Raw genomic sequence first — 26997 nt, 5'->3', positions numbered from 1 at the left:
CGCCGGACAGACAGAGGACCCTGTGCAGGCTCAACCGGCCTGTTGCCAGAGCGCCTCGGCCAACTGCACGGCGTTCAAGGCGGCGCCCTTGCGCAGGTTGTCGCCACTGACGAAGAGCATCAGCCCATGGGGCACCGTGGGATCCTGACGTACCCGACCGACCAGCACTTCATCCACACCGGTGGCGTCCAAGGCATTGGGAACTTCGCATAGACGAACACCCGGCGCCCGCGTCAGCAGGGCCTCGGCCTGGGCCACGCTGATGGGGCGATCGAACTCAGCATGCAGACTCAGGGAATGCGAGGTCAGCACCGGCACGCGCACGCAGGTGCCGGCCACCGGCAGGTCAGGCAGGCCCAAGATGCGCCGGGTCTCGTCACGCAGCTTGAGCTCCTCCTCGGTGAAGCCGCCTTCCTTGCGCACATAGTTCAAGGGCACGACATTGAAGGCGATGGGGACCTGCCATTTCTTGGGCGCAGGAAAGTCCACCGCCCGGCCGTTCTGGACCAAGGCTTCCAGTTGATCGGTCGCCGCGCGCAGCTGGGTCAACAGCTCTTCCACACCGGCCAGGCCCGCGCCTGAAACGGCCTGGTAGCTGCTGGCGGTCAGGCGCTTCAAACCTGCGGCATCGTGCAGCGGCTTAAGCACCGGCATGGCGGCCATGGTGGTGCAGTTGGGATTGGCGATGATGCCCTTGGGCCGATGCCGCAGATCGTCCGCATTGACCTCAGCCACCACCAGGGGCACATCGGGGTCCGCTCGCCAAGCCGAAGAGTTGTCGATCACCACCGCACCGGCTGCCGCCACCTTGGGTGCCAGAAGGCGGGAGGTGTCGCCCCCGGCGGAGAAGAACACCAAGTCCAGGCCACGATAGTCGGCCGTGGCAGCGTCTTCCACCACGATGTCCGCATCCCCCCAGCGTAGATGCGTGCCTGCCGAGCGAGCTGAGGCAAACAGGCGCAGCGAACGCAGCGGGAAGCCGCGCTCGATCAGGAGCTCTCGCATCAGCCGGCCCACCGCCCCCGTGGCACCCACTACACCGACGGACCAGCCCCGCTCATGCTGCAGCAGCGAATTCACCCTCTATCTCCTGGTTGGAGGTTCAGACCTTGAGCTCAAAGCCCAGCTCGACATCGACCGCAGCCTGTCCACCTCGGATGCCCCAATTCTCCAGAGCAGGCTCCTGGAGCACGATGAAGACATCGTGCGGGGCGATGCCCAATTCGCCAAAGCGCCGCACGATACTCGCGTAGAGCCGCCGCTTGGCGTCCAGCGAGCGGCCGGGGAAGAGCAGGATTTCCACAAAGGTGTAGTTCTCGCTCCTGCCCGGAGGCACCGCGAAGTGCTCGGGGCGGTGCTCGATGTAGCGAATCTGGCGGTCGTCTTCCGGCACCTTCAGGGCCTCGCGCTGGGCCTGGTAGACGGCCTCGATCAAGGCCTGCACTTCATGGGGTGCGCGACTGCGGCGCACTTCGATCTTGGCAACAGGCATCGATCAGGGCCGGCTAGCGGGCACCGGGGAGATGGGCAGGCAGACGTCCGCACCCTGGGCTCGCTGTTCCAGTGCCGCGTCCATCAGCACCAGGGCCAGCATGGCTTCGGCGATGGGCGTGGCGCGGATGCCCACGCAGGGGTCGTGGCGTCCGTGGGTCACCACCGTGGTGGGCTCGCCGGCGCGATTGATGCTGGCCTTTTCTAGGCGGATGGAACTGGTGGGTTTGATGGCGATGCTCACGACCAGATCTTGGCCGCTGCTGATGCCACCGAGCACGCCACCGGCATGGTTGCTGGCAAAGCCGTCAGGGTGCAGTTCATCGCCATGCAGGCTGCCGCGCTGGGCCACCACACCAAAGCCGTCGCCAATTTCCACACCCTTGACCGCATTGATGCCCATCATGGCGTAGGCGATTTGGGCGTCGAGTTTGTCAAAGAGCGGTGCGCCCCAACCCGGCGGAACGCCCTGGGCCTCCACGCGCAGTTTGGCGCCCACCGAATCGCCGCTCTTGCGCAGAGCGTCCATATAGGCCTCGAGCTCGGGCAATCCCCGCTGCGTGGCAGCAAAGAAGGGGTTGTGCGCCGTCTGCGCCCAGTCTTCGATGGGGATCTCGATCTCGCCCAGTTGCACCATGCAGCCGCGCACGGTGGTGCCGTATTGCTGCTGCAGCCATTTCTTCGCCACCGCACCGGCGGCCACCATGGGCGCGGTCAGGCGGGCCGAGGACCGGCCACCGCCGCGCGGGTCACGCAGCCCGTACTTGCGCCAGTAGCTGTAGTCCGCATGACCGGGGCGGAAGGTGTCGAGCAGATTGCCGTAGTCCTTGCTGCGCTGGTCCTCATTGCGGATCAGCAGCGCGATGGGCGTGCCCGTGGTCTGGCCTTCATAAACGCCGGACAAGATCTCCACCCGGTCGCCTTCTTGGCGCTGGGTGACATGGCGACTGGTGCCCGGTTTGCGCCGATCCAAGTCGGGCTGAATATCGGCCTCGCTCAGGGCCATCCCGGGCGGGCAGCCATCGATCACGCAGCCTATGGCCGGGCCATGGCTCTCGCCGAAATTGGTGACGGCGAACCAACGCCCGAAGGTACTTCCACTCATGTGCTTCCACTCATCGAGGCATTCTAAAAAGCACAAGGGCCGCCTCCAGGCGACCCTTGCTGCGGCCAGCAAGAAGGCTCAGGCCTTGGGTTCTTCAGCGCCCTCTTCCACCGGCCAGTCGCGGATATAGGCCTTGAGCATGCGATTCTCGAAGTCCTGCGCATCCACCACGGCCTTGGCCACGTCGTAGAAGGAAATCACCCCCATCAAGGTCTTGCCATTGAGCACCGGCATGTAGCGTGCATGGCGACCCAGCATCATGCGGCGCACTTCGTCGATCTCGGTCTCGGGGGTGCAGGTCAGCGGATGGTCGTCCATCACGCTGCGCACCTGGCTGCTGCCCACGGTGCCGCCGTTCTTGACCACGGCGGCAATGACCTCGCGGAAGGTCAGCATGCCGACCAGATCCCCCAGTTCCATCACCACCAGCGAGCCAATGTCGCGTTCGGCCATGGCCGTCACGGCATCGGCCAGCGGGGAATCCGGCCCCACAGTGAAGAGCGTGTTGCCTTTGACGCGGAGGATGTCGGCGACCTTCATGAAAGCACTCCCAGAGCTATGAAAAGGGGTGGAGAAAGCTTGACGCCAACATAGCACACAATGCCCGCCCTACCCCTCAGCAAGATTGCCAAAAACGCTCCATGCCAGGCCCCTTAGATCCCGGTTTTGACACCCTGGCCCTGCACGCCGGCAGCGCCCCCGACCCCTGCACCGGCGCCCGCATCACGCCGCTGCATCTGAGCACCAGCTTTGTGTTCGACAGCAGCGCAGACGCCGCCGGCCTGTTCAATATGGAACGCAGCGGCCATGTGTATTCCCGACTAAGCAACCCCACCACGGCGGTGTTTGAAGAGCGCATGGCCGCGCTGGAAGGTGGCGTGGGCGCCATTGCCACCGCCAGCGGTCAGGCAGCGCTGTGGCTGGCCATTGGCACGATCTGCGCTGCCGGTGGCCACATCGTGGCCAGCTCGCAGCTTTACGGGGGCTCGCACAACCTGCTGCACTACACCCTGCCTCGCTTCGGGATCCAGACCACCTTTGTGGCGCCCGCCGATCTGGAGGCTTGGCGAGCGGCCATCCGCCCGGAAACCCGGCTCTTGATCGGCGAGTCGCTTGGCAATCCCGGCATGGACGTGCTGGATGTGCCTGGCGTGGCGGCCATCGCCCACGAGGCGGGTCTTCCGCTCTTGGTGGACGCCACCCTGGCCACGCCCTGGGTCTCGCGCCCCATCGAGCAAGGGGCGGATCTGGTCATGCATTCGGCCACCAAATTCCTGTGCGGCCATGGCACGGTGGTGGGCGGCGTACTGATTGACTCGGGGCGCTTCGACTGGGTGAAGTCCGGCAAGTTTCCTGAACTCACCCAGCCTTACGCGGGCTTCCATGACATGGTGTTTGCGGAGGAGTCCACCGTCGGCGCCTTCTTGCTGCGCGCGCGCCGCGAGGGCCTGCGTGACTTTGGCGCCTGCATGAGCCCGCACACGGCCTGGCTGCTGCTGCAAGGCCTGGAGACCCTACCCCTGCGCATGGCCCGGCATGTGGCCAATGCACAGGCGGTGGCCGAATTCCTGGCCCAACAAGCCCAGGTCAAGGCCGTGGGCTACCCCGGCCTGCCCAGCCACACCAGCCATGCCAAGGCCCAGGCCCTGATGCCGCGGGGGCCAGGCGCGGTGTTCAGCTTCGAGCTGGATGCCAGCCGCGCACAAGGCCAGAAGTTCATCGAGTCGCTCAAGCTCTTCAGCCATCTGGCCAATGTGGGAGACGCACGCTCACTGGTGATCCACCCGGCCAGCACCACCCACTCGCGCATGGACGAAGCGGCCCTGACGGCAGCCGGCATCGCACCGGGCAGTATTCGCCTCTCGATCGGCCTGGAGGACCCGGCCGACCTCATTGCCGACCTCAAAGTGGCCTTGAAGGCCGCGTTCAAGTGACCCACCCCCGAAGCGCCTTCGGCGCCTCCCCCTCAAGGGGGCGCCACCAGCGGCCCGGCAAAGCCGGTTCCGCGGTGGCCCCTTGATCCGGCCTCTCTGCGTCCCAAGTGCCACACCATTGGCACGGAGCCCCTCCCGATGGAATTGATTGTTCTGAACCGCCGCGTCTACGCCTACACCGGCGGCAAGCCCTTTGACGCCGCTCTACCCTGCGTGGTCTTCCTGCACGGCGCCTTGCACGACCACTCGGTTTTCACACTGCTGGCGCGCAGCTTCGCCCACTCGGGTTTCAGCGTGCTGGCCCTGGATCTGCCGGCTCACGGCCGCAGCGAGGGGCCGCCGCCCGAGTCCATCGAAGCTGCCGGCGCCTGGGTGCTGGCTTGCCTGGACGCCGCCGGCGTGCAGCAAGCCGCGTTTGTGGGGCACAGCATGGGTTCGCTCATTGCCCTCGAAGCCGCCGCACAGGCGCCCGATCGGGCATGGCATCTGGCCCTGCTGGGCACGGCCGCCCCGATGGGCGTGAGCCCGGCCCTATTGGGCACCGCAGCCAGCGACCCCGTGGCCGCCATGCGCATGGTCAACACCTTCAGCCACAGCGGAATCGCCGCCAAGCCCGGCTACCCCGGGCCCGGCGCCTGGCTGCACGGCGCCAACCAGGCCCTGATGGAGCGCACCCAAGCCGGCTGGCTTGATGGCAATCTGTTCCTCAAGGACTTTGAGCTGTGCAATGGCTACGCCAATGCGCTACAGGCCGCGGCCAAGGTCCGCTGTACCAGCACCGTCGTCATTGGCGCCCTGGATCAGATGACTCCGGCTCGATCCGCCAAAGCGCTGATGGAGGCCCTGAAGGCCAGAACCGTCGCGCTGAATTGTGGACACGCCATGATGCAAGAGGACCCCGAGGGGCTGAGGGCCTGCTTGGGGGGCGCGCTGGTTCAAGGCTGAGGCCTGCCGGGCGCTACGGCTGCGGCGAGGCGACAGGGAAGTCCGCATCGACTCGCAGCCCACCGCCAGGGGCTTCTTCCAAGCGCAGGCTGCCATGATGCAGTTGGACCGCCGCCTGCACGATGGACAGCCCCAAGCCCGCGCCCTCACCACTTTGTGGGCCACGCTGGAATCGCTCCAGCATCCGGGTCCGACTGGCCGCAGGGATGCCTGGGCCCTGGTCCTCCACCCGCAGACGCAGGCATGTGCTTTCCCCTGGTCCGGCAAGCCGTCGCAGCGCAATCCGGACCGACCCACCGGCCGGGGAATGGCGCAATGCGTTCGTCACCAGGTTTTCGATGATGGACTCCAGACTTTCCGGGAAGCCCAACAGTTCGAGGTCCTCCCCGCAGTCCAGCTCCAGACCGACACCGCGGCGCTCAGCCAGCGGCACCAGGTCCACCAATTTGTCCTCGCAAAGTCGACGCAAATCAACCGGCTGCCGGGTGCCCTCGTCGACCGACTCGATGCGGGTGAGGGACATCAGTTGCTTGACCAACTGGCTGGCGCGACGAGCCGCCCGATCCAGTCCGTTCAGCGTCGCCGTGCCCTCCGGTCCAATAACGGCAGCGCGCTGCAAAACCTCCAGATGCGTGCTCAAGGCCGCCAGCGGCGTGCGCAACTCGTGCGCGGCGTTTTCAACAAAGTCCCGCTCGCGTCGACGTCCGGCGGCCAATCGAGCCATCCAGGCGTTGATAGCCCGGCGCAGCGGCGCCAATTCCTTCGGCAAGCCCTGCACTTGCAATGGCTCGAACTGATCGGCGGGACGCCGCAGCAACTCTTCCCCAAGCCGCTGAACAGGCCGCACCGCCAGGCGCACTGCCAGCCAAGTCGGCAAGATCAGCAGCGGCAGGCTGATCAACAAGGGCAATAGCAACACGGCACGGCCCGAGGGCGAAAACACCTGCCTCCAGGACTCCTTGGCCTGGATCAAGGTCAGGCTGTAACCGTTGAGATGGCGCGTCAAGGTGCGCCAGTTGCGACCCTCATGCTCCACGAGCTGGGCCTCGCCGTCCGTCCCGGCGCTCAAGGCGCCCGGCTTGCCCGGGCTGACATAGAGCACGCGCCCCTGATATCGCAACACCATGGAGACCCGAACTGCCTCGTCGTCGACGTCGATGTCTTCGGTCCGCTGGTAGGCGTCAATGCGGGCCATCAGGTTGCGAAGCTGGCCCTCATCTTCCCCAAGAGCCTGGGCGATTTGCAGCCAGACGAGGGTTCGACCGCTGCGGTCCAAAACGACGGTGTCTTCGTTCTCGCTGCTTGCAATCAGCACCACGATGAGCAGCCACAGAAGGCTCAGCAGCGTGAGTTGCGCCAGCACCAGACGCACCACAAAGCTGGATTGGCCCAACCAGCGCCGCCAGCCAAATGCCCAATGCGCCTCCTTTCGATCTGGTTTCATGGACGAATGATGAGCGCGTAGCCGATGCCCCGCAGGGTTCTGAACGTGTCCGGCGCCAGCTTGCGGCGCAAGTTGGACATATGCACATCCAAGGACGAAGCGCTGACCCCACCCCGGGTCAGATCCTCCAGATGGCTGCGCGACACCACGGCGCCCTGTCGCCTCAACAAGGCCAACAGCAGTTGGTACTCGGTTTGGGTCAACGTCAAAGGCTGGCCATCTTGCCGAAGCTGCATGGCTGCGGCGTCGTGCTCCAGCCCACACAGCGTGGGCAGCTTTTGCCCGTGGCTGCGCCGCCAGATGGCCCGCAGACGCATCACCAGTTCGTCCAGCGCGAAAGGCTTCACCAGGTAGTCGTCGGCCCCTTCCCCCAACCCTCGCAGGCGATCCCCCAGGCCGTCTCGGGCCGAAAGGATCAGGACGGGCAAAGCCATCCCGCGCTTGCGTTGCTGCGCCAACCATTCAACCCCATCGCCATCCGGCAGACCCAGATCCAGCACCACCGCATCGACCAGCTGCCTTTGCAGGGTGGCACCAGCCCGCTCAAGGTTCCGCACCCAGGTCACCTGCAACTCATGCTGTTGCAGCCCCATCAAGGTGGCCTGCCCCAGATCCAGGTCGTCTTCAATCAAAAGGACTTGCATGCCGCCATCCTGCCTCGCCTGGACGACTGGCCAGGCCCCTTCTCAGGGTTCTTAAGCCAGTCTTAAGGTGCGCTTAAGCCAGTCTGAATCATGGAAAACCCTTGACACCCAACAATTTCGGTCAAGGGACGGAGGTCGTCCCAACGCCGAGTCCGGGCGCTACCGGGCAATTCAAGTACCCATCATGAAGTCCCGCATCTCCTTGTCCGTCGCCGCCGCCCTGTTGAGCTTGCTTGCGCTGCAATCCACCCATGCCGCCGGTCAGCGGACCTTTGAGGACCGCGACGATTACATCGGCTTCAGCGCAGGTGCGAGCGTGCTGGCCATTTCTTCGCCCAGCGCCACGGTGGTGTCCGACTCCACGTCGGGCCGCCCCTTCAAGGCCTATTACGGCTTCCGCCTGAGCGAGAACTGGGCGATCGAGGCGGGCTACGCGCACCTGGGTCGCTATACCGAACGCACCCGTCAGGCCAACGTGACATCCGAGCAGACCGTCAACACCAAGTTGTTCTACGGTGCGGCGGTGGGCACGCTCAATCTGGGCGAGCACTTCGCGCTGCATGGCCGCTTGGGGGTGGCCAACAACCGGGCGCGCGGCGGGACCGTGCCTGCCGGCGCGCAGGGGCTGGCTGGAAGCAAGACTTCTTTGATGGCCGGCATCGGCGCCGAGTACCGCTTCCACAACGGCCTGTCTCTGCACCTGGACGCGGATCGATTCGGCAACTTCAGCCCGCGCCTGGCAGCCGCTGCTGTCACCTTGGGCCTGCGCTACTCCTACTGAGGCCCCGATGGCTCTGAGCCTCCTGCAGGCTCAGAGCGCTCCGCGCACCCCATGGCCTTGTCCACTCGCCCCTTTGCTGATGCGCTGCTGCGCCACTTCGTATCGCTCCTGGCTCTCTTGGGGCCAGCAGGCCGTTGGCGTGTTTGTCGATGCCTCGCGCCGCTGGTCCTCTTGCTGGCGCACTCCACGCGCCGGCGCCTGATCCAGCACCTTCACCTCGCCTTTCCGGCCATGGGCCGAAGCGCACGAACGCGCTTGGCGCTGCGCTCTTATGCGCGGGTTTGCATGGGCGTGCTGGACAGCCTCTTTCTCAAGGAGCTCCGTGTGGACATCGCCTACGAGGATGCGGGCGCGCGTCAGGCCCTCACACAGGGCGAACGGGCCTGCGTGAGCACCTTGCACATGGGTTGCTATGAAACGGTGGCCCTGGCCTTGCAGCGCCTGACCGGCCGCTGCACGACTTTGGCCAAGCTGCCACCCGGGCTGCCCAGCATCGCTACCCGCCTGCGCGCCTCCGGCATCCGCTACTTGGATCGAACCGAGGGCAATCAGCTTTTCGAGCTGGTCGCTGCGCTGCGCAAGGGGGGCTTTGTCTGCTTGCATGCGGACCACCAAGGTCGGGACATTGAGGTGCGCTTCCTGGGACAAACCACAAAGGCCCCTGTCGGCTGTGCCCTGGTCGCAGCCTTGGGCGGCGCGCCGCTGTTGTTGGGGCATGCGCAAATGCTTGCTGCGGGGCACTACCGGGTGAGCTTTTCGACACTCAGCACCCAAGCACCTGGGCGCGACTTGGCCAGCCTGAAACGCCAAGTCCGGCGCTGCTACCGCCGTTTTGATGCACTGGTTCGCGCCCATCCAGAGCACTACTACTGGTCCTATGCGCGCTTTCGCCCTCGGGCGGAGCCACAAGCCGGCCCTCCTCAATCAAAGCCCGCCGCCTTTTCGCAGGAGCCTGTGAGGTCATGGAGAGGGGCGCTATGACGCCCCAGTGTGCGGGGCCTCTCCGCCCGATTCAGAAGCGATAGGCCAGCCCGAGGTTGGCGCTCCAGTCGCTGCGCAGCTCCACGAAGGGAGCCTCAGCCGCCGGGCCGAGCAAGCGGCTGAGCGCGGCGCCCCCGAAGAGCACCCAGTGCCGCCCCGCCGGGCGCTGCCAGCCCAGCCCGACGCTGGCATTGCGCAGCCCGGCCCCCGGTACATAAGGCGCAAAGCTCGGCAGCCCCGCAGGCACACCAAAGTAGCTTTGCTGATAGCGCCGGCTGCCGGCCACCACTTGGGCAAAGGCCGTCCATTCCCCCGCCACCGGGCCAGACCAGCTGGGGAGGCGCTCATTCCATCCCAGTTGTGCCAGCAGCCCGCCATCCCGCCCCAGCAGATCGGGGTTGAGCGCCAGGGTCCAGTCGCGCTCAGGGGTCTGGTGCCAGGTCAGGGCCATGCGGCCTCTCAAGGTGGCGCGCACCTCGGGCAGGTTCTGAAGGCGGAGGGTGCCGCCCAGGTCGCGGCCACGATCCAATCGCAGGCCCAGGGTCAGGCGCCAGTCCTCGTCGTCCAGCAGATCGGTGGTGGCGCCGGCGCTGCCGCGCTCGCCGAGCAGGGAGCTCCCGCCGGAATTGCTGATCTGAAACCGCCCCCAGCGCACAGCCAAAACGGGCCGCAGCCCCTGGCCCCGCTCGCGCTGACCGAAGTAGACCGGCCCGTCCGCCACACGCAGGCCCAGAACCGCCAGGCGTGCGCCGGGAATGAGCGCTGGCTCCTGGGCCGCTAGCGGCCCAGCGAGCAACATCAGGAAAAGCGAGTAAGTCGGCTTGTGCATGCAACAAGCCTAACCGCCGCGCTCACAAACTGCGGCGCAAGTTCTCCAGCATGTCTGCCACCATCTCGGGCAGACCGAACTCGGCCTTCCAGCCCCAGTGGGCCGATGCCACCGAATCGTCGATGGAGCGCGGCCAACTGGCGGCGATCTGCTGGCGGAAGTCGGGCTGGCAATCCATCTCGAAGCCTGGGATGTGACGGCGGATCTCGGCCGCAATCTCAGCGGGCGTGAAGCTGCAGCCGGCCAGGTTGTAGCTGCCGCGCTCCTGAATGGCGGCAGCGGGCGCCTCCATCAGTTCCAGCGTGGCGCGAATCGCGTCGGGCATGTACATCATGGGCAGGCGCTGGTCCGCCTGCAGGAAGCAGGTGTAGCGGCCGCTCTTGAGTGCCTGGTGGAAGATGTCCACCGCATAGTCGGTGGTGCCGCCGCCGGGCGGCGTCTTCCAGCTGATCAAGCCGGGATAGCGCAGCGAGCGCACATCCACACCATGCATGCGGTGGTACCAGGCACACCAGCGCTCACCGGCCTGCTTGCTGATGCCGTAGACGGTGGTGGGCTCCATCACCGTGGTCTGGGGCGTGTGGTCCTGCGGGGTGGTGGACCCAAAGGCGGCGATGGAGCTGGGCCAAAACACGCGCTCCAGCGGCTGGGTGCGAGCCAGCTCCAGCACATTGAGCAGGCCCTTCATGTTCAGGTCCCAGGCCCACTGCGGGTGCTTTTCGCCCGTGGCCGACAGCGCAGCCGCCAGCAGATAGACCTGGGTGATGCGGTGGCGCTGCACGATGGCGGTCAGGGCCGCGCCATCGGTGCAGTCCAGCATTTCATGGCGCAGTTGGGGCAGGCGACCCTGCGGCGCGATGTCGCTGGTGATGACGTTGGCATCGCCATGGCGCTCGGCCAGGGCCAGGGCCAGCTCGGTGCCGATCTGGCCATTGGCCCCGACGATCAGGATGCGGGTCTGCGACATGAATTAAGCCTTGATCAGATTCAGTTCACGCCCGGCCTGGGTGAAGGCGGCCAGGGCCTTTTCCAGATGCGCGCGATCGTGCGCGGCACTCAGTTGGGTGCGGATGCGCGCCTGGTCCTTGGGCACCACCGGATAGAAGAAGCCGACGGCGTAGACGCCCAGCTCCAACAGGCGCGCCGAAAGCTGCTGCGCCTTGACGGCGTCATAGACCATCACCGGCACGATGGGGTGGGTGCCGGGCTTGATGTCAAAGCCGGCTGCGGTCAATCCATCTCGCCAGAAGCGCGTGTTGTCTTCCAGCTTGTCGCGCAACGCGGTGCTGCCTTCGATCAGATCCAGCACCGCCAGCGAGGCGCCAACGATGGCGGGCGCCAGGGTGTTGGAGAACAGATAGGGGCGCGAGCGCTGGCGCAGCAGTTCAACCACCTCCTTGCGCGCGGCCGTGAAGCCGCCGCTGGCTCCGCCCAGGGCCTTGCCGAAGGTGCCGGTGACGATGTCGATCTGGCCGTGCACGCCGCAATGCTCGGGCGTGCCGCGCCCCGTCTTGCCCAGAAAGCCGCTGGCATGGCACTCATCGATGCCCAGCAGCGCGCCGTAGCGGTCGCACAGGGCGCGAATCTCTTTGAGTTGCGCGATCGTGCCGTCCATCGAGAACACGCCGTCGGTGAAGACCAGGATGTGGCGGGCGCCCTTTTCGCGCGCCGCGCGCAGGCAACCTTCCAGATCGGTGAGGTCGTTGTTCACATAGCGATAGCGCTGCGCCTTGCACAGACGGATGCCGTCGATGATGGACGCGTGGTTCAGCGCGTCGGAAATGATCGCGTCCTGCTCACCCAGCAGGGGCTCGAACAAACCACCATTGGCGTCAAAGGCGGCGGCGTAAAGGATGGCGTCCTCGCAGCCCACAAAGGCGGCGATGCGACGCTCCAACTCCTTGTGGATGTCCTGCGTGCCGCAAATGAAGCGCACCGAGGAGAGACCAAAACCGTGGCTATCCAGCGCCTTGTGCGCGGCCTCGATGGCCTTGGGGTGGCTGGACAGACCCAGATAGTTGTTGGCGCAAAGATTGATCAGCTCACGCCCATCGGTCGTCCTGACGACGGCACCCTGCGGCGTGGCGATGATGCGTTCGCGCTTGAACAGGCCATTGCTTTCGATGCCGGCGAGCTCTGATTGGATGTGGGCGTAAAAGTCCGCCGTCGTGCTGGTCATGTTCAGTCTCCTGGCGCACAATGCGCCGCATCGAACCTGTTCACTATATCGAACTTTGGTTCACCCGATCAAGAGCACCTTACACAGGATCACGCCGATGGAGATGGATCTTGCCCAGCCGCCCCAGGTCGGCGAGGCGCTGGCCGCATTGCGCGCCAAACGCCAGCTGACGCTGGACGAATTGAGCCGCCGTGCCGGGGTGTCGAAGTCCATGCTCTCGCAGATCGAGAGGAACCAGGCCAATCCCACCGTGGCGGTGGTCTGGCGCCTGGCCCACGCCCTGGGCGTGGAAATTTCGGAGCTGCTGGAGGGCGCCAAACCCGCGCAAAACGGCATCGAGTGGGTGCAGGCCCATGCCACGCCCTCCTTGGCCAGCCCGGACAGTCTGGCGCGCCTGCGCATCCTGGGGCCGATCGAGTTGGCCGGCCAGTACGAGTGGTATGAGCTGATCATCCAGCCGGGCGGGGTGTTGGCTTCCCAGCCTCACGAGCCCGGCTCGCGCGAGCACCTGAGTGTGCTGAGCGGCGAGATGGAAATCGAGGTCGGCGAGCACCGTCAGGCCTTGAAGCTGGGCGAGACCGCGCGTTACGCCGCCGATCAGGCCCATGCCATCCGCAATCCGGGCGCCACCATGGCGGTCGGCTTGCTGGTGGTCTTACACCCCTGAGGCCTGCACCGTGGCGCGCCGCTGGGCGCGCCAGCCGCCGACGATGGCGATCAGGCCCGGAATGATGATCAGCGCCCAGATCACCTTGCTCATGTGCTGCTTGACCAGCGGGATGTTGCCGAAGGCGTAGCCCAGCAAGCACAGACCCACCACCCAGATCACCGCGCCCAGAATGTTGAAAGCGGTGAATTTGCTGCGCGTCATCTCGGCCACCCCGGCCACAAAGGGCGCGAAGGTGCGGATAAAGGGCATGAATCGGGCGATCACGATGGTGATGCCCCCATGGCGCTCGTAGAACTCGTGCGCTGCATCAAAGGCCTTGCGATTGAAGAAGCGGCTCTGTTCCCACTGAAAGACCTTGGGACCAAAGTAACGCCCGATCGTGTAATTGCACTGATCCCCCAGGATGGCGGCCACCAGCAGCACCGCAATGGCCAAGGGCAGGTTCATGGCCCCCACGCCGCACAGGGCGCCGACCACGAAAAGCAGCGAGTCGCCGGGCAGGAAGGGCATGACCACCAGGCCGGTCTCGACAAACACGATGGCAAACAGCAGCGCGTAGACCCAAACCCCATAGGCCGCCACAAAATTGGCCAGGTGCTGGTCCACATGCAGGATGAAATCGATCAAGAAGTTCAGCGTTTCCATGGGCGCGCATTCTCAGGGCAAGCCCAGGGGGGCATGGCCCCCTCCCTACAATTGGCCCTATGAATGAGATCCCGACCCTGGAGTCGGCCCCCGCCGCCTCCGTGTCCGACGGTCGGGCCGCCCGCCGCAGCATTGCCGAACTGCCCGACGAGCTGATCAGCCAGATTGCCGCCGGTGAAGTCGTGGAACGCCCGGCCTCCGTGGTGCGCGAGTTGCTGGACAACGCCATTGACGCGGGCGCCAGCCAGATCACTGTGCGCTTGATGGGCGGCGGCGTGCGCGCCGTCACGGTGGAGGACGATGGCGGCGGCATCCCGGCCGAGGAGCTGCCGCTGGCACTCAAACGCCATGCCACCAGCAAGATCCGCGATTTGCGCGAGTTGGAGTCGGTGGCCACCATGGGCTTTCGCGGCGAGGCCCTGGCCGCGATGGCCTCCATTTCGGATATGAGCATCACCAGCCGCTGTGCCGGTGCTGAGCACGCCACCCGCTTGGACGCCCGCTCGGGCGAGTTGCGCGCTGCGGCGCGGGCACGGGGCACCACGGTCGAGGTGCGCGAACTCTTCTTCAACACCCCGGCACGGCGCAAGTTTCTGAAAACCGACGCCACCGAACAGGCGCACTGCGTGGAAACCCTGCGTCGTATCGCCCTGGCCTACCCCGGGGTGGGTTTTGCCCTGTGGGCCGAAGGCAAGCTGATTGAGCAGTGGCGAGCCAGCAGTGCCGAGCAGCGCCTGAGCGATGTGCTGGGCGCTGAGTTCGTGGCCAGCAGCCGCGCTCTGGCCTGGGAAGTGCCCGCCTTGCGGATCCAAGGCCGGGTGGGCCTGCCCGAGGCCGCCCGCAGCCGCGCCGACCAGCAATATCTCTATGTGAACGGCCGCTTTGTGCGCGATCGCACCCTGGCTCACGCGCTGCGTTCGGCCTTCGATGACGTGCTGCACGGCCAGCGTCAGCCCAGCTACTTCATTGCCATCGACATCGCGCCCGAATTGGTGGACGTGAATGTGCACCCGACCAAGATCGAGGTGCGCTTCCGTGACAGCCGCGGCCTGCACCAGCAGTTGCGACGCCTGGCCGTCGAGGCCTTGGCTGCTTCTCGCAGCCAGATCAGCACCGAGAGCGAAGCGCCGGCCTCAACCCTGAGTGCACGGGAGCCCTCGCCAGCTTCAGGCTGGGCCCCGCCCCCACCGATGCCGGTGCAGCAGAGCCGATTGGACTGGATGACCCAGCCCAGCAGCTTCAGCGCGCCCTCTTCCGCAGGCTCGAGTCTTTTTAGGGCGACTCCGAGCAGTGCAGCTGCCGCCGAGGGCCCCGCCCCGCCGGCACGTGACGCCTGGTTGGCGCGCACGTTGGAGGCTGCACCCAGTGCGCGTGACGCGCCCACTGTCTCCGATGGGGCCACGTCCGCGGCCACGGCCATGGTTACGACCACTGGGCCTGAGGAATGGCCGCTTGGCCGCGCACTCGCCCAGTTGCAGGGCATCTACATCCTGGCCGAGAACCGCCAAGGCCTGGTGCTGGTGGACATGCATGCCGCCCATGAACGCGTGCTCTACGAGCGGCTGAAAGCCGCCCTGGCGCGGCGCATGGATGCCCAGCCGCTGCTGATTCCCTTGGTGTTTGTGGCCTCGGCCGAAGAGATGGCCTGCGCCGAGGCCCATGCCGAGGCCCTGCTGGCCCTGGGTCTTGATCTGAGCCCCATCGGCCGCCAGCAACTGGCCCTGCGCAGCCGCCCTGCGCTGCTGGAGGGCGCCGATCTGCTGGCCCTGAGTCGCCAAGTGCTGTCCGACCTGGCCCAATTCGGCGGCAGCGCCGTGCTGGAGCGTGCACAGCACGATCTGCTTGCCACGCTGGCCTGCCACGCGGCTGTGCGCGCCAATCGGCAACTCAGCCTGGTGGAAATGAACGCCCTGCTGCGCGATATGGAAGCCACCGAGCGCGCCGATCAGTGCAATCACGGCCGCCCCACCTGGCGACAGTTGACGATGCGCGACCTGGACGCCCTGTTTCTGCGCGGGCGCTGAGCTCGCCTCCCCGCGTCACACCACTCCCCACGACACAGCGCAGCCGCCCAAGCCGCAGCGCGTGCATGATTCACCCCTGGCGGAGCATTCGCCACAAGGACCAGCCCATGAGCACCGACGACAGCAAGAAGAAGACCACCCTCAAGCTCAAGGGCAGCGCCGCGCCACGCGGTGACCGCGCCCCCGTGCGCGGCATGAACACCCCCAAGAAGCGCCCGACCCTGGCGGAGGCACAGGCAGAGCGCGAACAGCGCCAGTCGCGCCCGCCGCGCGAAGGCGGCAGCTATGGCGACCGCCCGCCCCGTCGCGATGACCGGGGTGGATTCGGTGGCCCTGGCCCGCGTGGGGATCGCCCGCCACACGAAGGCGGCAGCTATGGCGACCGCCCCCCCCGTCGCGATGACCGCGGCGGCTTCTCGGGTGGTCCTCGCGGGGACCGGCCGCCACGCGAAGGCGGCGGCTATGGCGACCGCCCGCCGCGCCGCGATGACCGAGGCGGCTTTGGCGGACCTGGCCCGCGAGGGGATCGTCCGCCACGCGAAGGCGGCAGCTATAGCGACCGCCCGCCGCGCCGTGATGACCGAGGCGGCTTTGGCGGACCTGGCCCGCGAGGGGATTGTCCGCCGCGCGAAGGTGGCAGCTATAGCGACCGCCCGCCGCGCCGCGATGACCGAGGCGGCTTTGGCGGACCCGGCCCGCGAGGGGATCGCCCGCCCCGCGAAGGCGGTAGCTATAGCGACCGCCCGCCGCGCCATGATGACCGAGGCGGCTTTGGCGGACCTGGCCCGCGCGCGGATCGCCCGCCGCGTGAAGGCGCCAGCTATGGCGACCGCCCGCCGCGCCGCGATGACCGTCGTACGAGTGCGGAATTCAAGCCGCGTCGTGAAGCGCCAGAGCCCAGCGAAGGCCAGGGCGAGCGCCTCTCCAAGGTGATGGCCGACCGCGGCATCGCCTCGCGCCGCGAGGCGGATGAATGGATCGAGATGGGTTGGGTGCGCGTGGATGGCAAGCTCGCTGTGCTCGGCCTGCGCATCGGCCCCGAGGCCCAGATCGAGATCGACCCGGCCGCGCAAAAGCAGCAGGCGCAGCGCGTCACCATCCTGTTGCACAAGCCCATCGGGTTGGTCTCGGGTCAGCCTGAGGACGGCTACGAGCCGGCCGTCAGCCTGATCCGCGCCGACACCCGCTGGGTCGAGGACCCGACCCTGGGCCATATCGGCTTCAACGCTGCGCAGCTGCGTGGCCTGGCCCCGGCTGGCCGCCTGGACATCGACTCCACCGGTCTCTTGGTCTTCACCCAGGACGGCCGTGTAGCCAAGACCTTGATCGGCGACGACAGCGATGTCGAAAAGGAGTACCTGGTGCGAGTGGCCCGTGTCGACGGCGTCGAGGGCGAGTCCCCCATGCATGTGTTCCCGCCCGAGCTGCTGGCACGCCTGTGCCATGGCCTGGAGTTGGACGGCGTGCAACTGCGCGAAGCCAAGGTCAGCTGGGCCAATGAGGACCAGCTGCGCTTTGTGCTGCGCGAAGGTCGCAAGCGTCAGATCCGCCGCATGTGCGAGCTGGTGGGACTGAAGGTGCTGGGCCTCAAGCGCGTGCGCATGGGCCGCATTCCGCTGTCCGCCCTGCCGCTGGGTCAATGGCGCTATCTCGCCCCCTGGGAAAAGTTTTGAGCCCCCAGTCTGCGGGCCGATTGAAGCAATCGTCCCTCCGCCACCCCCCCGAGGGGGCTGAACCCGCTCGGGAGCGGCCCTTCGCGGGAAAACTTTTGAGCCCCCAGTCTGCGGGCCGATTGAAGCAATCGTCCCTCCGCCACCCCCCCGAGGGGGCTGAACCCGCTCGGGAGCGGCCCTTCGCGGGTTCAGTCTTCTCAGCGTGAAGCCCCTCTTCATCGTCGGCCCCACTGGCGCGGGCAAGACCGCCTGCGCGCTCGCGCTGGCGGCCGAGCAGCCCTGTGAAATCATCAGCGTCGACTCGGCGCTGATCTATCGCGGCCTGGACATCGGCAGCGCCAAACCCAGCCCGGAAGAGCGGGCCGCTGTACCGCACCACCTGATCGACATCCTCGATGCGACCCAGAGCTATAGCGCAGCCCAGTTCGTGGCTGACGCCAAGCGCCTAGTGGACGAGATCCAGGCGCGCGGCCGCCGCCCTCTGCTGGTGGGCGGCACCATGCTCTATGTGAAGGCCTTGCGCGACGGGCTGTCCGAGCTGCCGCCCAGCGATCCGGCGCAGCGTGCCGCGCTGGATGCCGAAGCCGTGCAGCGCGGCTGGCCGGCCCTGCATGCCGAACTCGTCACCTGCGACCCGATCACCGCCACCCGCCTGCACCCCACTGACAGCCAGCGCATCCAGCGCGCGCTGGAAGTGTTTCGCGCCAGCGGCAAGCCGCTGAGCTGGTGGCATGCCCAACCCCAGCGCAGCGCAGGCGTGGATTGGCCGCTGATCAGCATCGAGACCGAAGACCGCGCCTGGTTGCACGCCCGCCTGGACGCTCGCTTTGACGCCATGTTGGCCGCCGGCTTTCTGGATGAGGTGCGAGCCCTGCGTGCGCGCGGCGATTTGCACCTGGAACTGCCCTCCATGCGCTGCGTGGGATATCGCCAAGCCTGGGAGGCCCTGGATGCAGCCGATCCACCCGATCTGAAGACGCTCAGAGAGCGCGCACAGGCGGCCACGCGTCAATTGGCCAAGCGCCAGATCACCTGGCTGCGCAGCATGCCCACGCGGCAGATCGTGGAGGCCAGCTCGCCCGGCTTGCTGGACGCATTGCGCCACCTCGCCCAGGCGCTATAGGCCTACAGCCAGAAGCGCTCGGGGATCCTGCGATCCTCGTCAGAGAGCATGGGATTGGGGATCTCCAGCCGCAGACGCTGGGCCAGCTTCGCCTCGGCCAACACCTTCTGCACATAGGGGTGGGCATCGAACAGACGTTGGTAGCCGCCGCTGGCGTGCAGCGCCAGCAATCCAGCCTCGATGCGCTGGGCCAGGGCGGTGTTTTCACGACCGACCAGAAAGATGTTGTCGCTGCGATAGGCCAGCAGCAGGCGCGGCTCCACCATCAGCTCGGGAAACTCTGTCGCCCGGGCGGCCACCTCGGCGGGGGCTTCATTGGCGCCGCGCGGAAAGTAGTCGATGGTCCCGCGCGCCAGGGACTTGAACAGCGCGTCGTAGGTATTGCTCACCACCTTCAGGCCGGCCGCCTGCAGGATCTGGGTATCCACCCAGCCCACCCCCTGACCGGCGGTCAAGCGCGCCAAGTCCGGCAGCTTCTGAATCCGCGCGAACTCGGCCTCGCGCTCGCGATGAATGATGAAGATGCGCTGGCCGATCAGCCCGCGGTAGATCGGGATGCGGATGGGCCGCAGCTGCTGCTCGATTTCGCGCCCCAGGCTGCTCCACATGAAATCAATCTCGCCATCCGCGACCGCCTTGATGGCGCGGGTGCGCTCCATCGCCCATTCGGCCGGCTGAAACTCGACCTCAAGCCCCTGGGCCAGCAGGGCGGCCCGCAGCAGCGCCAGCGGAAAATGAATGCGGGGGTCGTCCGCCGTGGCGGAAAAACGGGCATAGCGCAGGACCACAGACTGACCTGCCTGAGCAGTGGCCAGAGCGAAGCCAAAAGCGGTCGAGATGGCGGTGCGACGGTGCAAGCTTAGGTTCCAGGGCGCGGTGGCGCGCCAGCCTGAGGACTCTATGCAAGGCCAGGCTCATCGGCCATTGGTTCAAACGTGAAGCCAGTGTGACAGGGCTTGCCAACCCCGATGAATGAAACTAAAGTGATATCACTTTGATCGCTTAGGAGGCCTCATGAGCAAGACCACGCAAAGCCCGACCACGGAACGCCCCGCCACCAGCGCAAATGGCTACGCCGCCATCGTCTGCGGCTTGGGACTTTTGTTGGCCGGCGGCTTTCTGTTCAGCCGGGGGGTCTTCCCGCTGCTGCCACTGGCCCTCGTTTTGGCCGGCGGCATCGCGCTGGCGGGTCTCTACATGCTGAGCCCCAATCAGGCCGCCGCGCTCACCCTGTTCGGCGCCTACACCGGCACCGACCGCGGTGAGGGTCTGCGCTGGGCCAACCCGCTGACCATCAAGCGCAAGATCTCGCTGCGCGACCGCAATCTGAATGCGCCCACGCTCAAGGTCAACGACGCGCGCGGCAACCCCATCGAGATCAGCGCCGTGGTGGTCTGGCGCGTGGCCGACAGTGCCAAGGCTCTGTTCCAGGTGGATGACTACGAGGCCTATGTACGCGTGCAGGCCGAGGCGGCCATCCGCCACCTGGCTGCCAGCTATGCCTACGACGAGGGCGAGAACCCAGAGGACGCCGCCATCACCCTGCGCGGCGGCCAGAACGTGGTGGCCCTGGCTCTGCGCAAGGAACTGCAGGAGCGCTTTGAGGATGCCGGCGTGGCGGTCATCGACGCCAAGATCAGCCACCTGGCTTATGCCCCCGAGATTGCCCAGGTGATGCTGCGCCGCCAGCAGGCCGAGGCCATCATCAGCGCGCGCAGCAAGATCGTGCACGGCGCGGTCACCATGGTGGAGGCCGCACTCAAGGGCCTGTCCGAGCGCGAAATCGTGCACCTGGACGATGAACGCAAGGCGGCCATGGTCAGCAATCTGCTGGTGGTGCTGTGCTCGGATCGCGAGACCCAGCCCATCGTCAACACCGGCACCCTGTACAGCTGAGTCAGCGCCATGCGCATCCTGTTCCTTCTGTCTTGGGCGGCCTACCTGCTCGGCTTTGGCTGGAGTTCTTTCACGCTGTTGCCCGACCTGGTGGGTGACCCTGGAAAGGAGGCCAGCCGCGCCAGCTACATCGCCCTCATGGGTGGCATTGGTGCATTGAGTTCCTGGTTCTCCGGACCAGGCTGCATGTGGCTGCTACGGCGCAGGGCCAAGGGCGGTGTGAACTTGCCTCATGCGGAATATTGGTTCGAGGGGGAACGTCGCAAGGCCAGCCTTGATCGGTTGGCCCCCTACATCGACGCCCTGGGTTTACAGGTGCTTGGATTGTTGGCAGGTGCACATGCCTGGGTCGTCTGGGACACCCTGCATCCCAGGGCGGCGCTCGGTCTGGGCGCGGTGTTTGCCGGGCTCGGCGCTTTCACGCTGGTCTTGATCATTTGGACCTGGCGACTTCATCGAGCCTTTGGCCCACCCCCCGCACTGGATGTCCACCGCAGCGCGCCGCGCCGCCCGCGTCGCCCCGGTGAATAGCCATGGCCAGCCCCGGCAAAAAGTCCTTCCCCCTGCGCGTCGACCCCGAACTTTGGTCCGAGGTCGAGCGCCTGGCCGCACAGGAGCTGCGCAGTGCCAATGCGCAGGCCGAGATGCTGCTGCGCGAAGCCTTGGGCCGGCGCGGCATCCGGCTCGGGAGTCCCAAATCGAGACTGGCCCAAAACTCAACCCAAAGTTCGGCTCACCGCGAAGGCGAGCCCGACGGGAAAGACTGATCCCCACCCAAAGAGCCGAATATGCGCGTCCTCAGTCTCTTCTTGACCGCTCTACTGATGGGTCAGTCAGCCGTCGCCGCCCCCAGCCTGGTTGTGTTGGTGCGCCACGCTGAAAAGGCCAGCGGTGCAGATCCAGGCCTGACCGCCGCCGGCAAGCGCCGCGCCGAGGCCTTGGCCGAAGCCCTGGCGCACGCCGGCATCCGCTACATCCTCAGCTCGGACGCCCAACGCACCCGAGCCACGGCCGCACCGCTGGCCGAGCGCCTGGGGCTGCAGGTCGAGGCCGTCGGCTTCGGACCGGGCGGGCTGGCCGCCCATCGGCAACAGTTGCTTGCGCGTGTGCAAGCCTTGGAGGGCGGTGTGCTGGTGGTGGGTCACAGCAACACCGTGACCGAGTTGGCCGCTGCCCTGGGCGTCCCCAAGCCCTTGCCGCCCTGCGAAACCCGATTCGGACTGGCCTGGGTGGTACTGCCCCAGACTGAAACACCGCCGCGCCTCTTGAGCCTGCGCTACGGCGAGCCGGATCCCATCCACGAGCCGAATGCCATTGGTGAGCCGAATGTCGATAAGACCTGCCAATGACTTTGCGCGGCATGGCAGCATGCCGCCCCAATGAAAACCGCTGACGACCGGCCCAAGGCCAAATCCCCAGCCGCCCTGGGTGGCTTGCTGCCTTTTCTGCGCCCGTACCGGGGTCGCATTGCGCTGGCTGCCCTCTTCCTTTTGGGGGCGGCGCTCACCACCCTGCTCTTTCCGGTCGCGCTGGGGCGGCTGGTGGATGCGGGCTTTCTGCCGCAGGACCGCAGCGCCCAGCTGATGGCGCTGCGCCAGCACTTTCTGCTGCTGTTTGCCGTGGGCGTGGCCTTGGGCCTGTTCGCCGCGGCGCGCTACTACATGGTGACCTGGCTGGGCGAACGCATCACGGCGGACCTGCGTGCGGCCGTCTACCGCCATGTGATCCAGCACAGCCCGGGCTTCTTTGAGAGCACCCGTACCGGCGAGGTACTCAGCCGCCTGACCACCGACACCACCCTGGTGCAGACCGTGGTGGGCTCCTCGCTCAGCATGGGTCTGCGCAATGCGTTGATGGCCATCGGCGCCCTGCTGATGCTGGTGGCCACCAACCCGGTGGTGATGGGCCAGGTGCTCGGCGCATTGGTGCTGGTGCTGGCGCCCACGCTGATCTGGAGCCGCCGGGTGCGTTCGCTCAGCCGCGACAGCCAGGACAAAGTGGCCGATGCCTCGGCCATCGCTGGTGAGGTGCTCAACGCCATTCCGGTGGTGCAGAGCTATGCCCAGGAACCGCGCGAGGCCGCGCGCTTTGCCAGCGCCACCGAGGCGGCCTTTGCCACCGCCAAGCGGCGCGCCAAGATGCGCGCGCTCTTGGTGGCCTTCGTCATCGTGGCCAATTTCGCCGCCCTGCTTTGGGGCCTCTACCAGGGCACCGAGGCGGTGGTGGCCGGGCGCATCAGCGCCGGGCACCTGAGCCAGACCGTGGTCTATGTGGTGCTGCTGCTGAGCTCAGTGGCGGTGCTGGCCGAGGTCTGGGGCGATCTGCTGCGCGCGGCCGGCGCCACCGAGCGCCTGATGGCGCTGCTGCACAGCCGCTCACCCGTGCAGCCCAGCGCCCATCCCCAGCCCTTGCCGCCGGCCCATGGAGGCGCCCACCTGATCTTTCAGGACGTGCGCTTCAGCTACCCCAGCCGGCCCGACACCCTGGCCCTGGCCGGGCTGGACTTTGAGCTCAAGCCCGGCGAGACCGTCGCCCTGGTCGGAGCCAGCGGCGCCGGCAAGACCACGGTGTTCCAGCTGGTGCAGCGCTTTTACGAAGCCAAGAGCGGGAGCATTGCGCTCGATGGCGTTCGCATCGATCGACTGGACCTGCACGCCCTGCGCGGCCGCATCGGCCTGGTGCCGCAGGACGCCGTGCTCTTCAGCACCAACGCGCTGGAGAACATCCGCTATGGCCGGCCCGAGGCCAGCGAAGCCGAGGTCATCGCCGCCGCCCGCGCCGCGCAGGCGCATGACTTCATCAGTGCCCTACCCCATGGCTACCAGACCTATCTGGGCGAGCGTGGCGTGCGGCTCTCGGGCGGGCAGCGCCAACGCATCGCCATTGCGCGGGCCATCCTGAAGAACCCGCCGCTGCTGCTGCTGGATGAGGCCACCAGCGCACTGGACGCCGAAAGCGAGCGCCTGGTGCAGGCTGCACTGGACGCCGCCATGGCCGGGCGCTCGACCCTGGTGATCGCCCACCGCCTGGCCACCGTGCAGCATGCCCACCGCATCCTGGTGCTGGAACAAGGGCAGGTGGTCGAGTCCGGCACCCACGCCGAGTTGATGGCGCAGGGTGGCGTGTATGCCCGGCTCGCCGCCCTGCAATTCGCACGCGCATAATTCATGCGCATACGAACTGGAGTCCATCATGCTGCGCCTTGACGACGCCCCCAAACGCGCCACCAACCTCACGCTCAACAGCCGCGTGCTGGATGCCGCCAAGGAGTTGGGCATGAACATCTCGGCCACGGTGGACGAGCTCTTGGCCGCCGAGGTCAAGCGCCGTTACTGGGAACGCTGGAATCAGGATAACCAAGGCGCGATCGAGGACTACAACGCCCGCATCGAGCGCGAGGGCCTGCCGTTGGCGCGCTACCGCAGCTTTGCGCGGGAGGCTGATTGAGTGGCGCGCTACGACGTCTATGCCAACCCGGAGGCCCAGGAGCGCGCTCGCATCCCTTACCTGCTGGATTTGCAGAACGACTACATCAGCGGCCTGGCCACCCGGGTGGTCATCCCCTTGCGGGCCGAGAACCAGTTTGGCCGCCCGGCCAAGGGACTGAACCCGGTCTTTCTGGTGCAGGAGCAGGCCGTGGTGCTGGACACCGCCGCCCTGGGCGCCCTGCCCGCCCACCTTCTGCGCAAGCCCATACTGAGCCTGCGCGCCCAGGCCGCCGTGATCACGGCCGCCCTCGACACCCTTTTTGGCAGTTTCTGACTGGCAAGCCCTAATGACCCGCCCCATCCGCTCCACCTTTGAAGACTTCATGCGCCATGTTCACGAGACGGGTGTGCTGAAGAGCGACCGCACCGGCACCGGCACCCGTTCCGTGTTCGGCTACCAGATGCGTTTTCCGCTTGAAGAGGGCTTTCCGCTGGTCACGACCAAGAAGGTGCACTGGAAGAGCGTCGTGCTGGAGCTCTTGTGGTTCCTACGCGGCGACAGCAATGTGAAGTGGCTGCAGGAGCGCGGCTGCACCATCTGGGACGAGTGGGCGCGGGCCGATGGCGAGCTGGGCCCGGTCTACGGCGTGCAATGGCGCAGCTGGCCCAAAGCAGGGGGCGGACACATCGACCAGATCGCCGAGCTGATCGCGCAGATCAAGGCCAACCCCGACAGCCGGCGCTTGATCGTCAGCGCCTGGAACGTCGCCGACCTGCCTGAAATGGCCCTGATGCCTTGCCACGCCCTGTTCCAGTTCTATGTGGCCGACGGCAAGCTCAGTTGCCAGCTCTACCAGCGCAGCGCTGACATCTTCCTGGGCGTGCCCTTCAACATCGCCAGCTACGCCCTGCTGACACACATGATTGCCCAGCAATGCGATCTGCAGGTTGGGGACTTCATCTGGACCGGCGGCGACTGCCACCTCTACAGCAACCACACCGAGCAGGTCGAGACCCAGCTGGCGCGCCAGCCCTACCCCTTCCCCACACTGCAGATCAAACGCCGCCCCGTCTCCATCTTCGACTACGAATTCGAAGACTTCGAGCTGCAGGACTATCAGCATCACCCCTTGATCAAGGCCCCCGTCGCGGTATGACGCAGTTGGTGTTGGTCGCGGCCCAGGGCCGGAACCGGGAGCTGGGCGCAGGCAATCAGCTGCTCTGGCACATTCCCGAGGACCTGGCGCACTTCAAGGCCCTGACCCTGGGTAAGCCGGTGCTGATGGGCCGCAAGACCTGGGAGTCCCTGCCGCCGCGCTTTCGACCCTTGCCCGGGCGGCGCAACCTGGTCCTGACACGCGGCGGGGCGATTGAAGGTGCGGAGGTCGTGCGCTCGCTGGACGAAGCCCTGGGCTTGCTGGGCGATGCCCCCGAGCTCTGCATCATCGGCGGCGCCGAGGTCTATGCCCTGGCCCTGCCGCGTGCACAGCGCATCGAGCTGACCGAGGTGGATGCCGAATTCCCGCAGGCCGACTGCCACTTCCCGGCCCTGGGGCCTGAGTGGCTGGCGGCGCCGGCCGATTGGCAAGGCCAGACGTTGCGCTGGCGCTTTCGCAGCTACCGACAGAACTGAGTCATGCCACCGCGTGCAACTGCGTACCCACGCTGCCACTGGTAGCCAGCTGAGGTGCGGCCTGAGGCAGGGCGGACAGCAACTGGCTGACCTGACTTTCCTGGTTCTGCATCGCCATCTTCATGACCTTGATGGCCGCCACGCTTTGGACGGTGCCGGCTTCCATGCTGGAGGCGGCGTTGACGGCAGGGATCGGGTTCATGACGGCTCCTAGGGTTCAGGGGTTCATCGGCCACCCGCCGCCAAACTGAAGCTCCCACCAGGCATCGCCCTGTGACGCCCTTCACGCGGGCTTGAGGATCTTCTCCACCGCATTGGGCCGCAGCCGGAAGGCATCCGGCATCCCCGACCCCAAGAGCGGACGCAGATAGAGCCGGAAGGCATCGGTCACATCGGTGCCACTGGGGCTCAAGAATTCATCCTCCATCGTGCGTGTCTTGCCGGCCACGGCTTCGAGCGGCAGCAATTCATAGTCGGCCGAATAAAAGCCCGTGCGCTTGATGGCGACGGAGCCGTCACGCAGTTCACCTCGGTCGCCCCACATGGCGTACTGCACCGCCTTCTCCCCCACCTCGCGCGCCTCGCGCTGGTCCACATCGCTCACGCAACCCACAAAGCTGCGCTGCAGATAGCCAAAGGTGTCGCCACGCACCCGCTTGATCTTGAGCTTGGCCTTGATCTCCTCGCACAGCAGATCGGCCAGCGCGCCGCTGCCACTGAGCTGCACATTGCCATGCGCATCGCGTTCCAGGTCTTTGGACAGATCTTGGGCCAGACGGGCCAGGATGGGCGTACCCGCCGCATCGTGAATGCCTTCGCTCACCGCAACCACGCAGCGGCCAAAGCGATCCATGGTGGCTTTCACATCGAGCAGAAAGCGCTCGAGGTCGAAGATGCGCTCGGGCACATAAATCAAATGCGGGCCGTCATCGGGGAACTTCTTGCCCAGTGCCGCCGCGGCCGTCAGGAAGCCTGCATGCCGCCCCATCACCACACCCACGTAGACGCCCGGCAGGGCCGCGTTGTCCAGATTGGCCCCTGCAAAGGCCTGAGCCACGAAGCGGGCAGCACTGGGAAAGCCCGGCGTGTGGTCGTTCAGCACCAGGTCGTTGTCGATGGTCTTCGGGATGTGGATGCAGCGCATCGGGTAGGCCGCACGGCGCGCCTCTTCAGCCACGATGCGCACGGTGTCCGAGCTGTCGTTGCCGCCGATATTGAAAAAGTGCTCGATGCGGTGCGCGCGCAGCACCTTGAACATCTCCTGGCAATAGGCCAAATCGGGCTTGTCGCGCGTGCTGCCCAGGGCTGCCGCCGGGGTGTTGGCCACCAGTTCCAGGTTGTGGCTGGTTTCCTGGGTCAGGTCGACAAATTCTTCGTTGACGATGCCACGGACGCCATGGCGCGCACCGTAGACGCGCTGGATGCCCAAATGACGGCGCGCTTCCAAGACCACACCCACCAGACTCTGGTTGATCACCGCGGTCGGGCCTCCGCCTTGCGCCACAAGAATCTTGCCGGAACCGTTCATCGCCAACTCCTGCAGCACCAGCTGCGACACCATCCTAGCCAAGC

At 66.5% G+C, this 26997-nt stretch carries 30 protein-coding genes; 17 read left to right on the top strand and 13 right to left on the bottom strand.

The genetic code is table 11. The features are described from left to right. Positions 1 to 30 precede the first annotated feature (30 nt). The 4 genes from FF090_RS10125 to FF090_RS10110 form a co-directional block, all read right to left on the bottom strand. Positions 31 to 1080: an aspartate-semialdehyde dehydrogenase gene (locus FF090_RS10125; protein WP_138856609.1), complete on the bottom strand. Its 1050-nt coding sequence runs from the start codon at positions 1078 to 1080 to the stop codon at positions 31 to 33. A 22-nt stretch (positions 1081 to 1102) separates the two neighbouring features. Further along, on the bottom strand, positions 1103 to 1492 hold the full coding sequence (locus FF090_RS10120) for a tautomerase family protein (protein ID WP_138856608.1): 390 nt from the start codon (positions 1490 to 1492) through the stop codon (positions 1103 to 1105). A 3-nt stretch (positions 1493 to 1495) separates the two neighbouring features. Beyond that, on the bottom strand, positions 1496 to 2596 hold the full coding sequence (gene aroC, locus FF090_RS10115) for a chorismate synthase (protein WP_138856607.1): 1101 nt from the start codon (positions 2594 to 2596) through the stop codon (positions 1496 to 1498). Between the two features lie 78 nt (positions 2597 to 2674). Continuing rightward, a complete protein-coding gene (locus tag FF090_RS10110) occupies positions 2675 to 3136 on the bottom strand; it encodes a CBS domain-containing protein (protein ID WP_138856606.1) in 462 nt (153 codons plus the stop codon). Positions 3137 to 3237: 101 nt separating this feature from the next. On the opposite strand from FF090_RS10110, the gene FF090_RS10105 reads away from it, so the two are divergent. Further along, complete coding sequence (locus tag FF090_RS10105; protein ID WP_138856605.1) at positions 3238 to 4530, top strand: O-acetylhomoserine aminocarboxypropyltransferase; 1293 nt, start codon at positions 3238 to 3240, stop codon at positions 4528 to 4530. A 138-nt stretch (positions 4531 to 4668) separates the two neighbouring features. Continuing rightward, positions 4669 to 5475, top strand: coding sequence for an alpha/beta fold hydrolase (locus FF090_RS10100; protein WP_138856604.1), 807 nt, complete (start codon positions 4669 to 4671; stop codon positions 5473 to 5475). Positions 5476 to 5488: 13 nt separating this feature from the next. Here FF090_RS10100 and FF090_RS10095 read toward each other — a convergent pair whose 3' ends face one another. Beyond that, entirely contained in the window at positions 5489 to 6919 is a 1431-nt protein-coding gene (locus FF090_RS10095) for a sensor histidine kinase (protein WP_138856603.1), read from the bottom strand. Next, positions 6916 to 7563, bottom strand: a complete 648-nt coding sequence (locus FF090_RS10090) for a response regulator transcription factor (protein WP_138856602.1) — start codon at positions 7561 to 7563, stop codon at positions 6916 to 6918. The genes FF090_RS10095 and FF090_RS10090 overlap by 4 nt, the downstream gene beginning before the upstream one ends. Before the next feature lie 184 nt (positions 7564 to 7747). Here FF090_RS10090 and FF090_RS10085 point away from each other — a divergent pair, with 184 nt between their 5' ends. Next, positions 7748 to 8344: an outer membrane beta-barrel protein gene (locus tag FF090_RS10085; protein ID WP_138856601.1), complete on the top strand. Its 597-nt coding sequence runs from the start codon at positions 7748 to 7750 to the stop codon at positions 8342 to 8344. A 51-nt stretch (positions 8345 to 8395) separates the two neighbouring features. Beyond that, positions 8396 to 9325, top strand: a complete 930-nt coding sequence (locus tag FF090_RS10080) for a lysophospholipid acyltransferase family protein (RefSeq protein WP_138856600.1) — start codon at positions 8396 to 8398, stop codon at positions 9323 to 9325. Positions 9326 to 9356: 31 nt separating this feature from the next. Here FF090_RS10080 and FF090_RS10075 read toward each other — a convergent pair whose 3' ends face one another. The 3 genes from FF090_RS10075 to kbl are packed head-to-tail and all read right to left on the bottom strand — an operon-like array spanning position 9357 to position 12333. Then, positions 9357 to 10154 carry a MipA/OmpV family protein gene (locus FF090_RS10075; protein ID WP_138856599.1) on the bottom strand — a complete coding sequence of 266 codons (798 nt, stop codon included), beginning with the start codon at positions 10152 to 10154 and terminating at the stop codon, positions 9357 to 9359. Positions 10155 to 10176: 22 nt separating this feature from the next. Beyond that, positions 10177 to 11121, bottom strand: a complete 945-nt coding sequence (locus tag FF090_RS10070; protein WP_138856598.1) for an NAD-dependent epimerase/dehydratase family protein — start codon at positions 11119 to 11121, stop codon at positions 10177 to 10179. 3 nt (positions 11122 to 11124) lie between these two features. Continuing rightward, complete coding sequence (gene kbl, locus FF090_RS10065) at positions 11125 to 12333, bottom strand: glycine C-acetyltransferase (protein ID WP_138856597.1); 1209 nt, start codon at positions 12331 to 12333, stop codon at positions 11125 to 11127. Between the two features lie 97 nt (positions 12334 to 12430). On the opposite strand from kbl, the gene FF090_RS10060 reads away from it, so the two are divergent. Further along, positions 12431 to 13000, top strand: coding sequence for a helix-turn-helix domain-containing protein (locus FF090_RS10060; RefSeq protein ID WP_138856596.1), 570 nt, complete (start codon positions 12431 to 12433; stop codon positions 12998 to 13000). Here the strand turns inward: FF090_RS10060 and FF090_RS10055 are convergent. Then, positions 12989 to 13648: a DedA family protein gene (locus FF090_RS10055; RefSeq protein WP_138856595.1), complete on the bottom strand. Its 660-nt coding sequence runs from the start codon at positions 13646 to 13648 to the stop codon at positions 12989 to 12991. The genes FF090_RS10060 and FF090_RS10055 overlap by 12 nt on opposite strands. Before the next feature lie 59 nt (positions 13649 to 13707). Between FF090_RS10055 and mutL the strand changes: the two genes are divergently transcribed. From mutL to miaA, 3 genes are all read left to right on the top strand, one after another. After that, positions 13708 to 15672 (top strand): DNA mismatch repair endonuclease MutL, encoded by a 1965-nt coding sequence (mutL, locus tag FF090_RS10050; RefSeq protein WP_138856594.1) that lies wholly within the window; start codon positions 13708 to 13710, stop codon positions 15670 to 15672. Between the two features lie 107 nt (positions 15673 to 15779). Continuing rightward, positions 15780 to 17345, top strand: coding sequence for a pseudouridine synthase (locus FF090_RS10045; protein ID WP_246071380.1), 1566 nt, complete (start codon positions 15780 to 15782; stop codon positions 17343 to 17345). Positions 17346 to 17547: 202 nt separating this feature from the next. After that, a complete protein-coding gene (miaA, locus tag FF090_RS10040; RefSeq protein WP_138856592.1) occupies positions 17548 to 18468 on the top strand; it encodes a tRNA (adenosine(37)-N6)-dimethylallyltransferase MiaA in 921 nt (306 codons plus the stop codon). Positions 18469 to 18470: 2 nt separating this feature from the next. Here miaA and FF090_RS10035 read toward each other — a convergent pair whose 3' ends face one another. Further along, entirely contained in the window at positions 18471 to 19325 is an 855-nt protein-coding gene (locus FF090_RS10035) for a substrate-binding periplasmic protein (protein ID WP_175423609.1), read from the bottom strand. Positions 19326 to 19482: 157 nt separating this feature from the next. On the opposite strand from FF090_RS10035, the gene FF090_RS10030 reads away from it, so the two are divergent. The 9 genes from FF090_RS10030 to FF090_RS09990 are packed head-to-tail and all read left to right on the top strand — an operon-like array spanning position 19483 to position 25425. After that, complete coding sequence (locus FF090_RS10030; protein ID WP_138856590.1) at positions 19483 to 20364, top strand: SPFH domain-containing protein; 882 nt, start codon at positions 19483 to 19485, stop codon at positions 20362 to 20364. Positions 20365 to 20373: 9 nt separating this feature from the next. Beyond that, positions 20374 to 20895, top strand: coding sequence for a hypothetical protein (locus tag FF090_RS10025; RefSeq protein ID WP_138856589.1), 522 nt, complete (start codon positions 20374 to 20376; stop codon positions 20893 to 20895). A gap of 2 nt (positions 20896 to 20897) precedes the next feature. Then, positions 20898 to 21131, top strand: a complete 234-nt coding sequence (locus FF090_RS10020; protein WP_138856588.1) for a type II toxin-antitoxin system antitoxin — start codon at positions 20898 to 20900, stop codon at positions 21129 to 21131. A 21-nt stretch (positions 21132 to 21152) separates the two neighbouring features. Next, positions 21153 to 21713, top strand: a complete 561-nt coding sequence (locus FF090_RS10015; protein WP_138856587.1) for a SixA phosphatase family protein — start codon at positions 21153 to 21155, stop codon at positions 21711 to 21713. Between the two features lie 30 nt (positions 21714 to 21743). Then, positions 21744 to 23528, top strand: a complete 1785-nt coding sequence (locus FF090_RS10010; protein ID WP_138856586.1) for an ABC transporter transmembrane domain-containing protein — start codon at positions 21744 to 21746, stop codon at positions 23526 to 23528. Positions 23529 to 23556: 28 nt separating this feature from the next. Continuing rightward, positions 23557 to 23811 carry a type II toxin-antitoxin system CcdA family antitoxin gene (locus FF090_RS10005; protein ID WP_138856585.1) on the top strand — a complete coding sequence of 85 codons (255 nt, stop codon included), beginning with the start codon at positions 23557 to 23559 and terminating at the stop codon, positions 23809 to 23811. Further along, on the top strand, positions 23812 to 24126 hold the full coding sequence (locus FF090_RS10000) for a CcdB family protein (protein ID WP_138856584.1): 315 nt from the start codon (positions 23812 to 23814) through the stop codon (positions 24124 to 24126). 13 nt (positions 24127 to 24139) lie between these two features. After that, positions 24140 to 24949 (top strand): thymidylate synthase, encoded by an 810-nt coding sequence (locus FF090_RS09995; protein ID WP_138856583.1) that lies wholly within the window; start codon positions 24140 to 24142, stop codon positions 24947 to 24949. Then, positions 24946 to 25425, top strand: a complete 480-nt coding sequence (locus FF090_RS09990) for a dihydrofolate reductase (protein WP_138856582.1) — start codon at positions 24946 to 24948, stop codon at positions 25423 to 25425. The genes FF090_RS09995 and FF090_RS09990 overlap by 4 nt, the downstream gene beginning before the upstream one ends. 1 nt (position 25426) lies before the next feature. On the opposite strand, the gene FF090_RS09985 is transcribed toward FF090_RS09990, so the two are convergent. Further along, positions 25427 to 25627 (bottom strand): putative motility protein, encoded by a 201-nt coding sequence (locus FF090_RS09985; protein ID WP_138856581.1) that lies wholly within the window; start codon positions 25625 to 25627, stop codon positions 25427 to 25429. 81 nt (positions 25628 to 25708) lie between these two features. Further along, entirely contained in the window at positions 25709 to 26986 is a 1278-nt protein-coding gene (locus tag FF090_RS09980; protein ID WP_246071379.1) for a 6-phosphofructokinase, read from the bottom strand. Positions 26987 to 26997: the final 11 nt, after the last annotated feature.

This window comes from Inhella inkyongensis (genome assembly GCF_005952805.1).
In the GTDB taxonomy this organism is placed as follows: domain Bacteria; phylum Pseudomonadota; class Gammaproteobacteria; order Burkholderiales; family Burkholderiaceae_C; genus Inhella; species Inhella inkyongensis.
Note: the sequence above shows the minus strand (reverse complement) of the source record. Positions and strands in the feature narration are given on the sequence as shown.

Coding starts and splice junctions, on each gene's coding strand:
- FF090_RS10030 (WP_138856590.1), top strand. CDS start 19,483: ATGAGCAAGACCACGCAAAGCCCGACCACGGAACGCCCCGCCACCAGC.
- FF090_RS10075 (WP_138856599.1), bottom strand. CDS start 10,154: ATGCACAAGCCGACTTACTCGCTTTTCCTGATGTTGCTCGCTGGGCCG.
- FF090_RS10020 (WP_138856588.1), top strand. CDS start 20,898: ATGGCCAGCCCCGGCAAAAAGTCCTTCCCCCTGCGCGTCGACCCCGAA.
- FF090_RS10005 (WP_138856585.1), top strand. CDS start 23,557: ATGCTGCGCCTTGACGACGCCCCCAAACGCGCCACCAACCTCACGCTC.
- aroC (WP_138856607.1), bottom strand. CDS start 2,596: ATGAGTGGAAGTACCTTCGGGCGTTGGTTCGCCGTCACCAATTTCGGC.
- FF090_RS10060 (WP_138856596.1), top strand. CDS start 12,431: ATGGAGATGGATCTTGCCCAGCCGCCCCAGGTCGGCGAGGCGCTGGCC.
- mutL (WP_138856594.1), top strand. CDS start 13,708: ATGAATGAGATCCCGACCCTGGAGTCGGCCCCCGCCGCCTCCGTGTCC.
- FF090_RS10015 (WP_138856587.1), top strand. CDS start 21,153: ATGCGCGTCCTCAGTCTCTTCTTGACCGCTCTACTGATGGGTCAGTCA.
- FF090_RS09980 (WP_246071379.1), bottom strand. CDS start 26,986: ATGGTGTCGCAGCTGGTGCTGCAGGAGTTGGCGATGAACGGTTCCGGC.
- FF090_RS10100 (WP_138856604.1), top strand. CDS start 4,669: ATGGAATTGATTGTTCTGAACCGCCGCGTCTACGCCTACACCGGCGGC.
- FF090_RS10120 (WP_138856608.1), bottom strand. CDS start 1,492: ATGCCTGTTGCCAAGATCGAAGTGCGCCGCAGTCGCGCACCCCATGAA.
- FF090_RS10070 (WP_138856598.1), bottom strand. CDS start 11,121: ATGTCGCAGACCCGCATCCTGATCGTCGGGGCCAATGGCCAGATCGGC.
- FF090_RS10010 (WP_138856586.1), top strand. CDS start 21,744: ATGAAAACCGCTGACGACCGGCCCAAGGCCAAATCCCCAGCCGCCCTG.
- FF090_RS10085 (WP_138856601.1), top strand. CDS start 7,748: ATGAAGTCCCGCATCTCCTTGTCCGTCGCCGCCGCCCTGTTGAGCTTG.
- FF090_RS10045 (WP_246071380.1), top strand. CDS start 15,780: ATGAGCACCGACGACAGCAAGAAGAAGACCACCCTCAAGCTCAAGGGC.
- FF090_RS10025 (WP_138856589.1), top strand. CDS start 20,374: ATGCGCATCCTGTTCCTTCTGTCTTGGGCGGCCTACCTGCTCGGCTTT.
- FF090_RS09995 (WP_138856583.1), top strand. CDS start 24,140: ATGACCCGCCCCATCCGCTCCACCTTTGAAGACTTCATGCGCCATGTT.
- FF090_RS10095 (WP_138856603.1), bottom strand. CDS start 6,919: ATGAAACCAGATCGAAAGGAGGCGCATTGGGCATTTGGCTGGCGGCGC.
- FF090_RS10055 (WP_138856595.1), bottom strand. CDS start 13,648: ATGGAAACGCTGAACTTCTTGATCGATTTCATCCTGCATGTGGACCAG.
- FF090_RS09985 (WP_138856581.1), bottom strand. CDS start 25,627: ATGAACCCGATCCCTGCCGTCAACGCCGCCTCCAGCATGGAAGCCGGC.
- FF090_RS10090 (WP_138856602.1), bottom strand. CDS start 7,563: ATGCAAGTCCTTTTGATTGAAGACGACCTGGATCTGGGGCAGGCCACC.
- kbl (WP_138856597.1), bottom strand. CDS start 12,333: ATGACCAGCACGACGGCGGACTTTTACGCCCACATCCAATCAGAGCTC.
- FF090_RS09990 (WP_138856582.1), top strand. CDS start 24,946: ATGACGCAGTTGGTGTTGGTCGCGGCCCAGGGCCGGAACCGGGAGCTG.
- FF090_RS10110 (WP_138856606.1), bottom strand. CDS start 3,136: ATGAAGGTCGCCGACATCCTCCGCGTCAAAGGCAACACGCTCTTCACT.
- FF090_RS10105 (WP_138856605.1), top strand. CDS start 3,238: ATGCCAGGCCCCTTAGATCCCGGTTTTGACACCCTGGCCCTGCACGCC.
- FF090_RS10080 (WP_138856600.1), top strand. CDS start 8,396: ATGGCCTTGTCCACTCGCCCCTTTGCTGATGCGCTGCTGCGCCACTTC.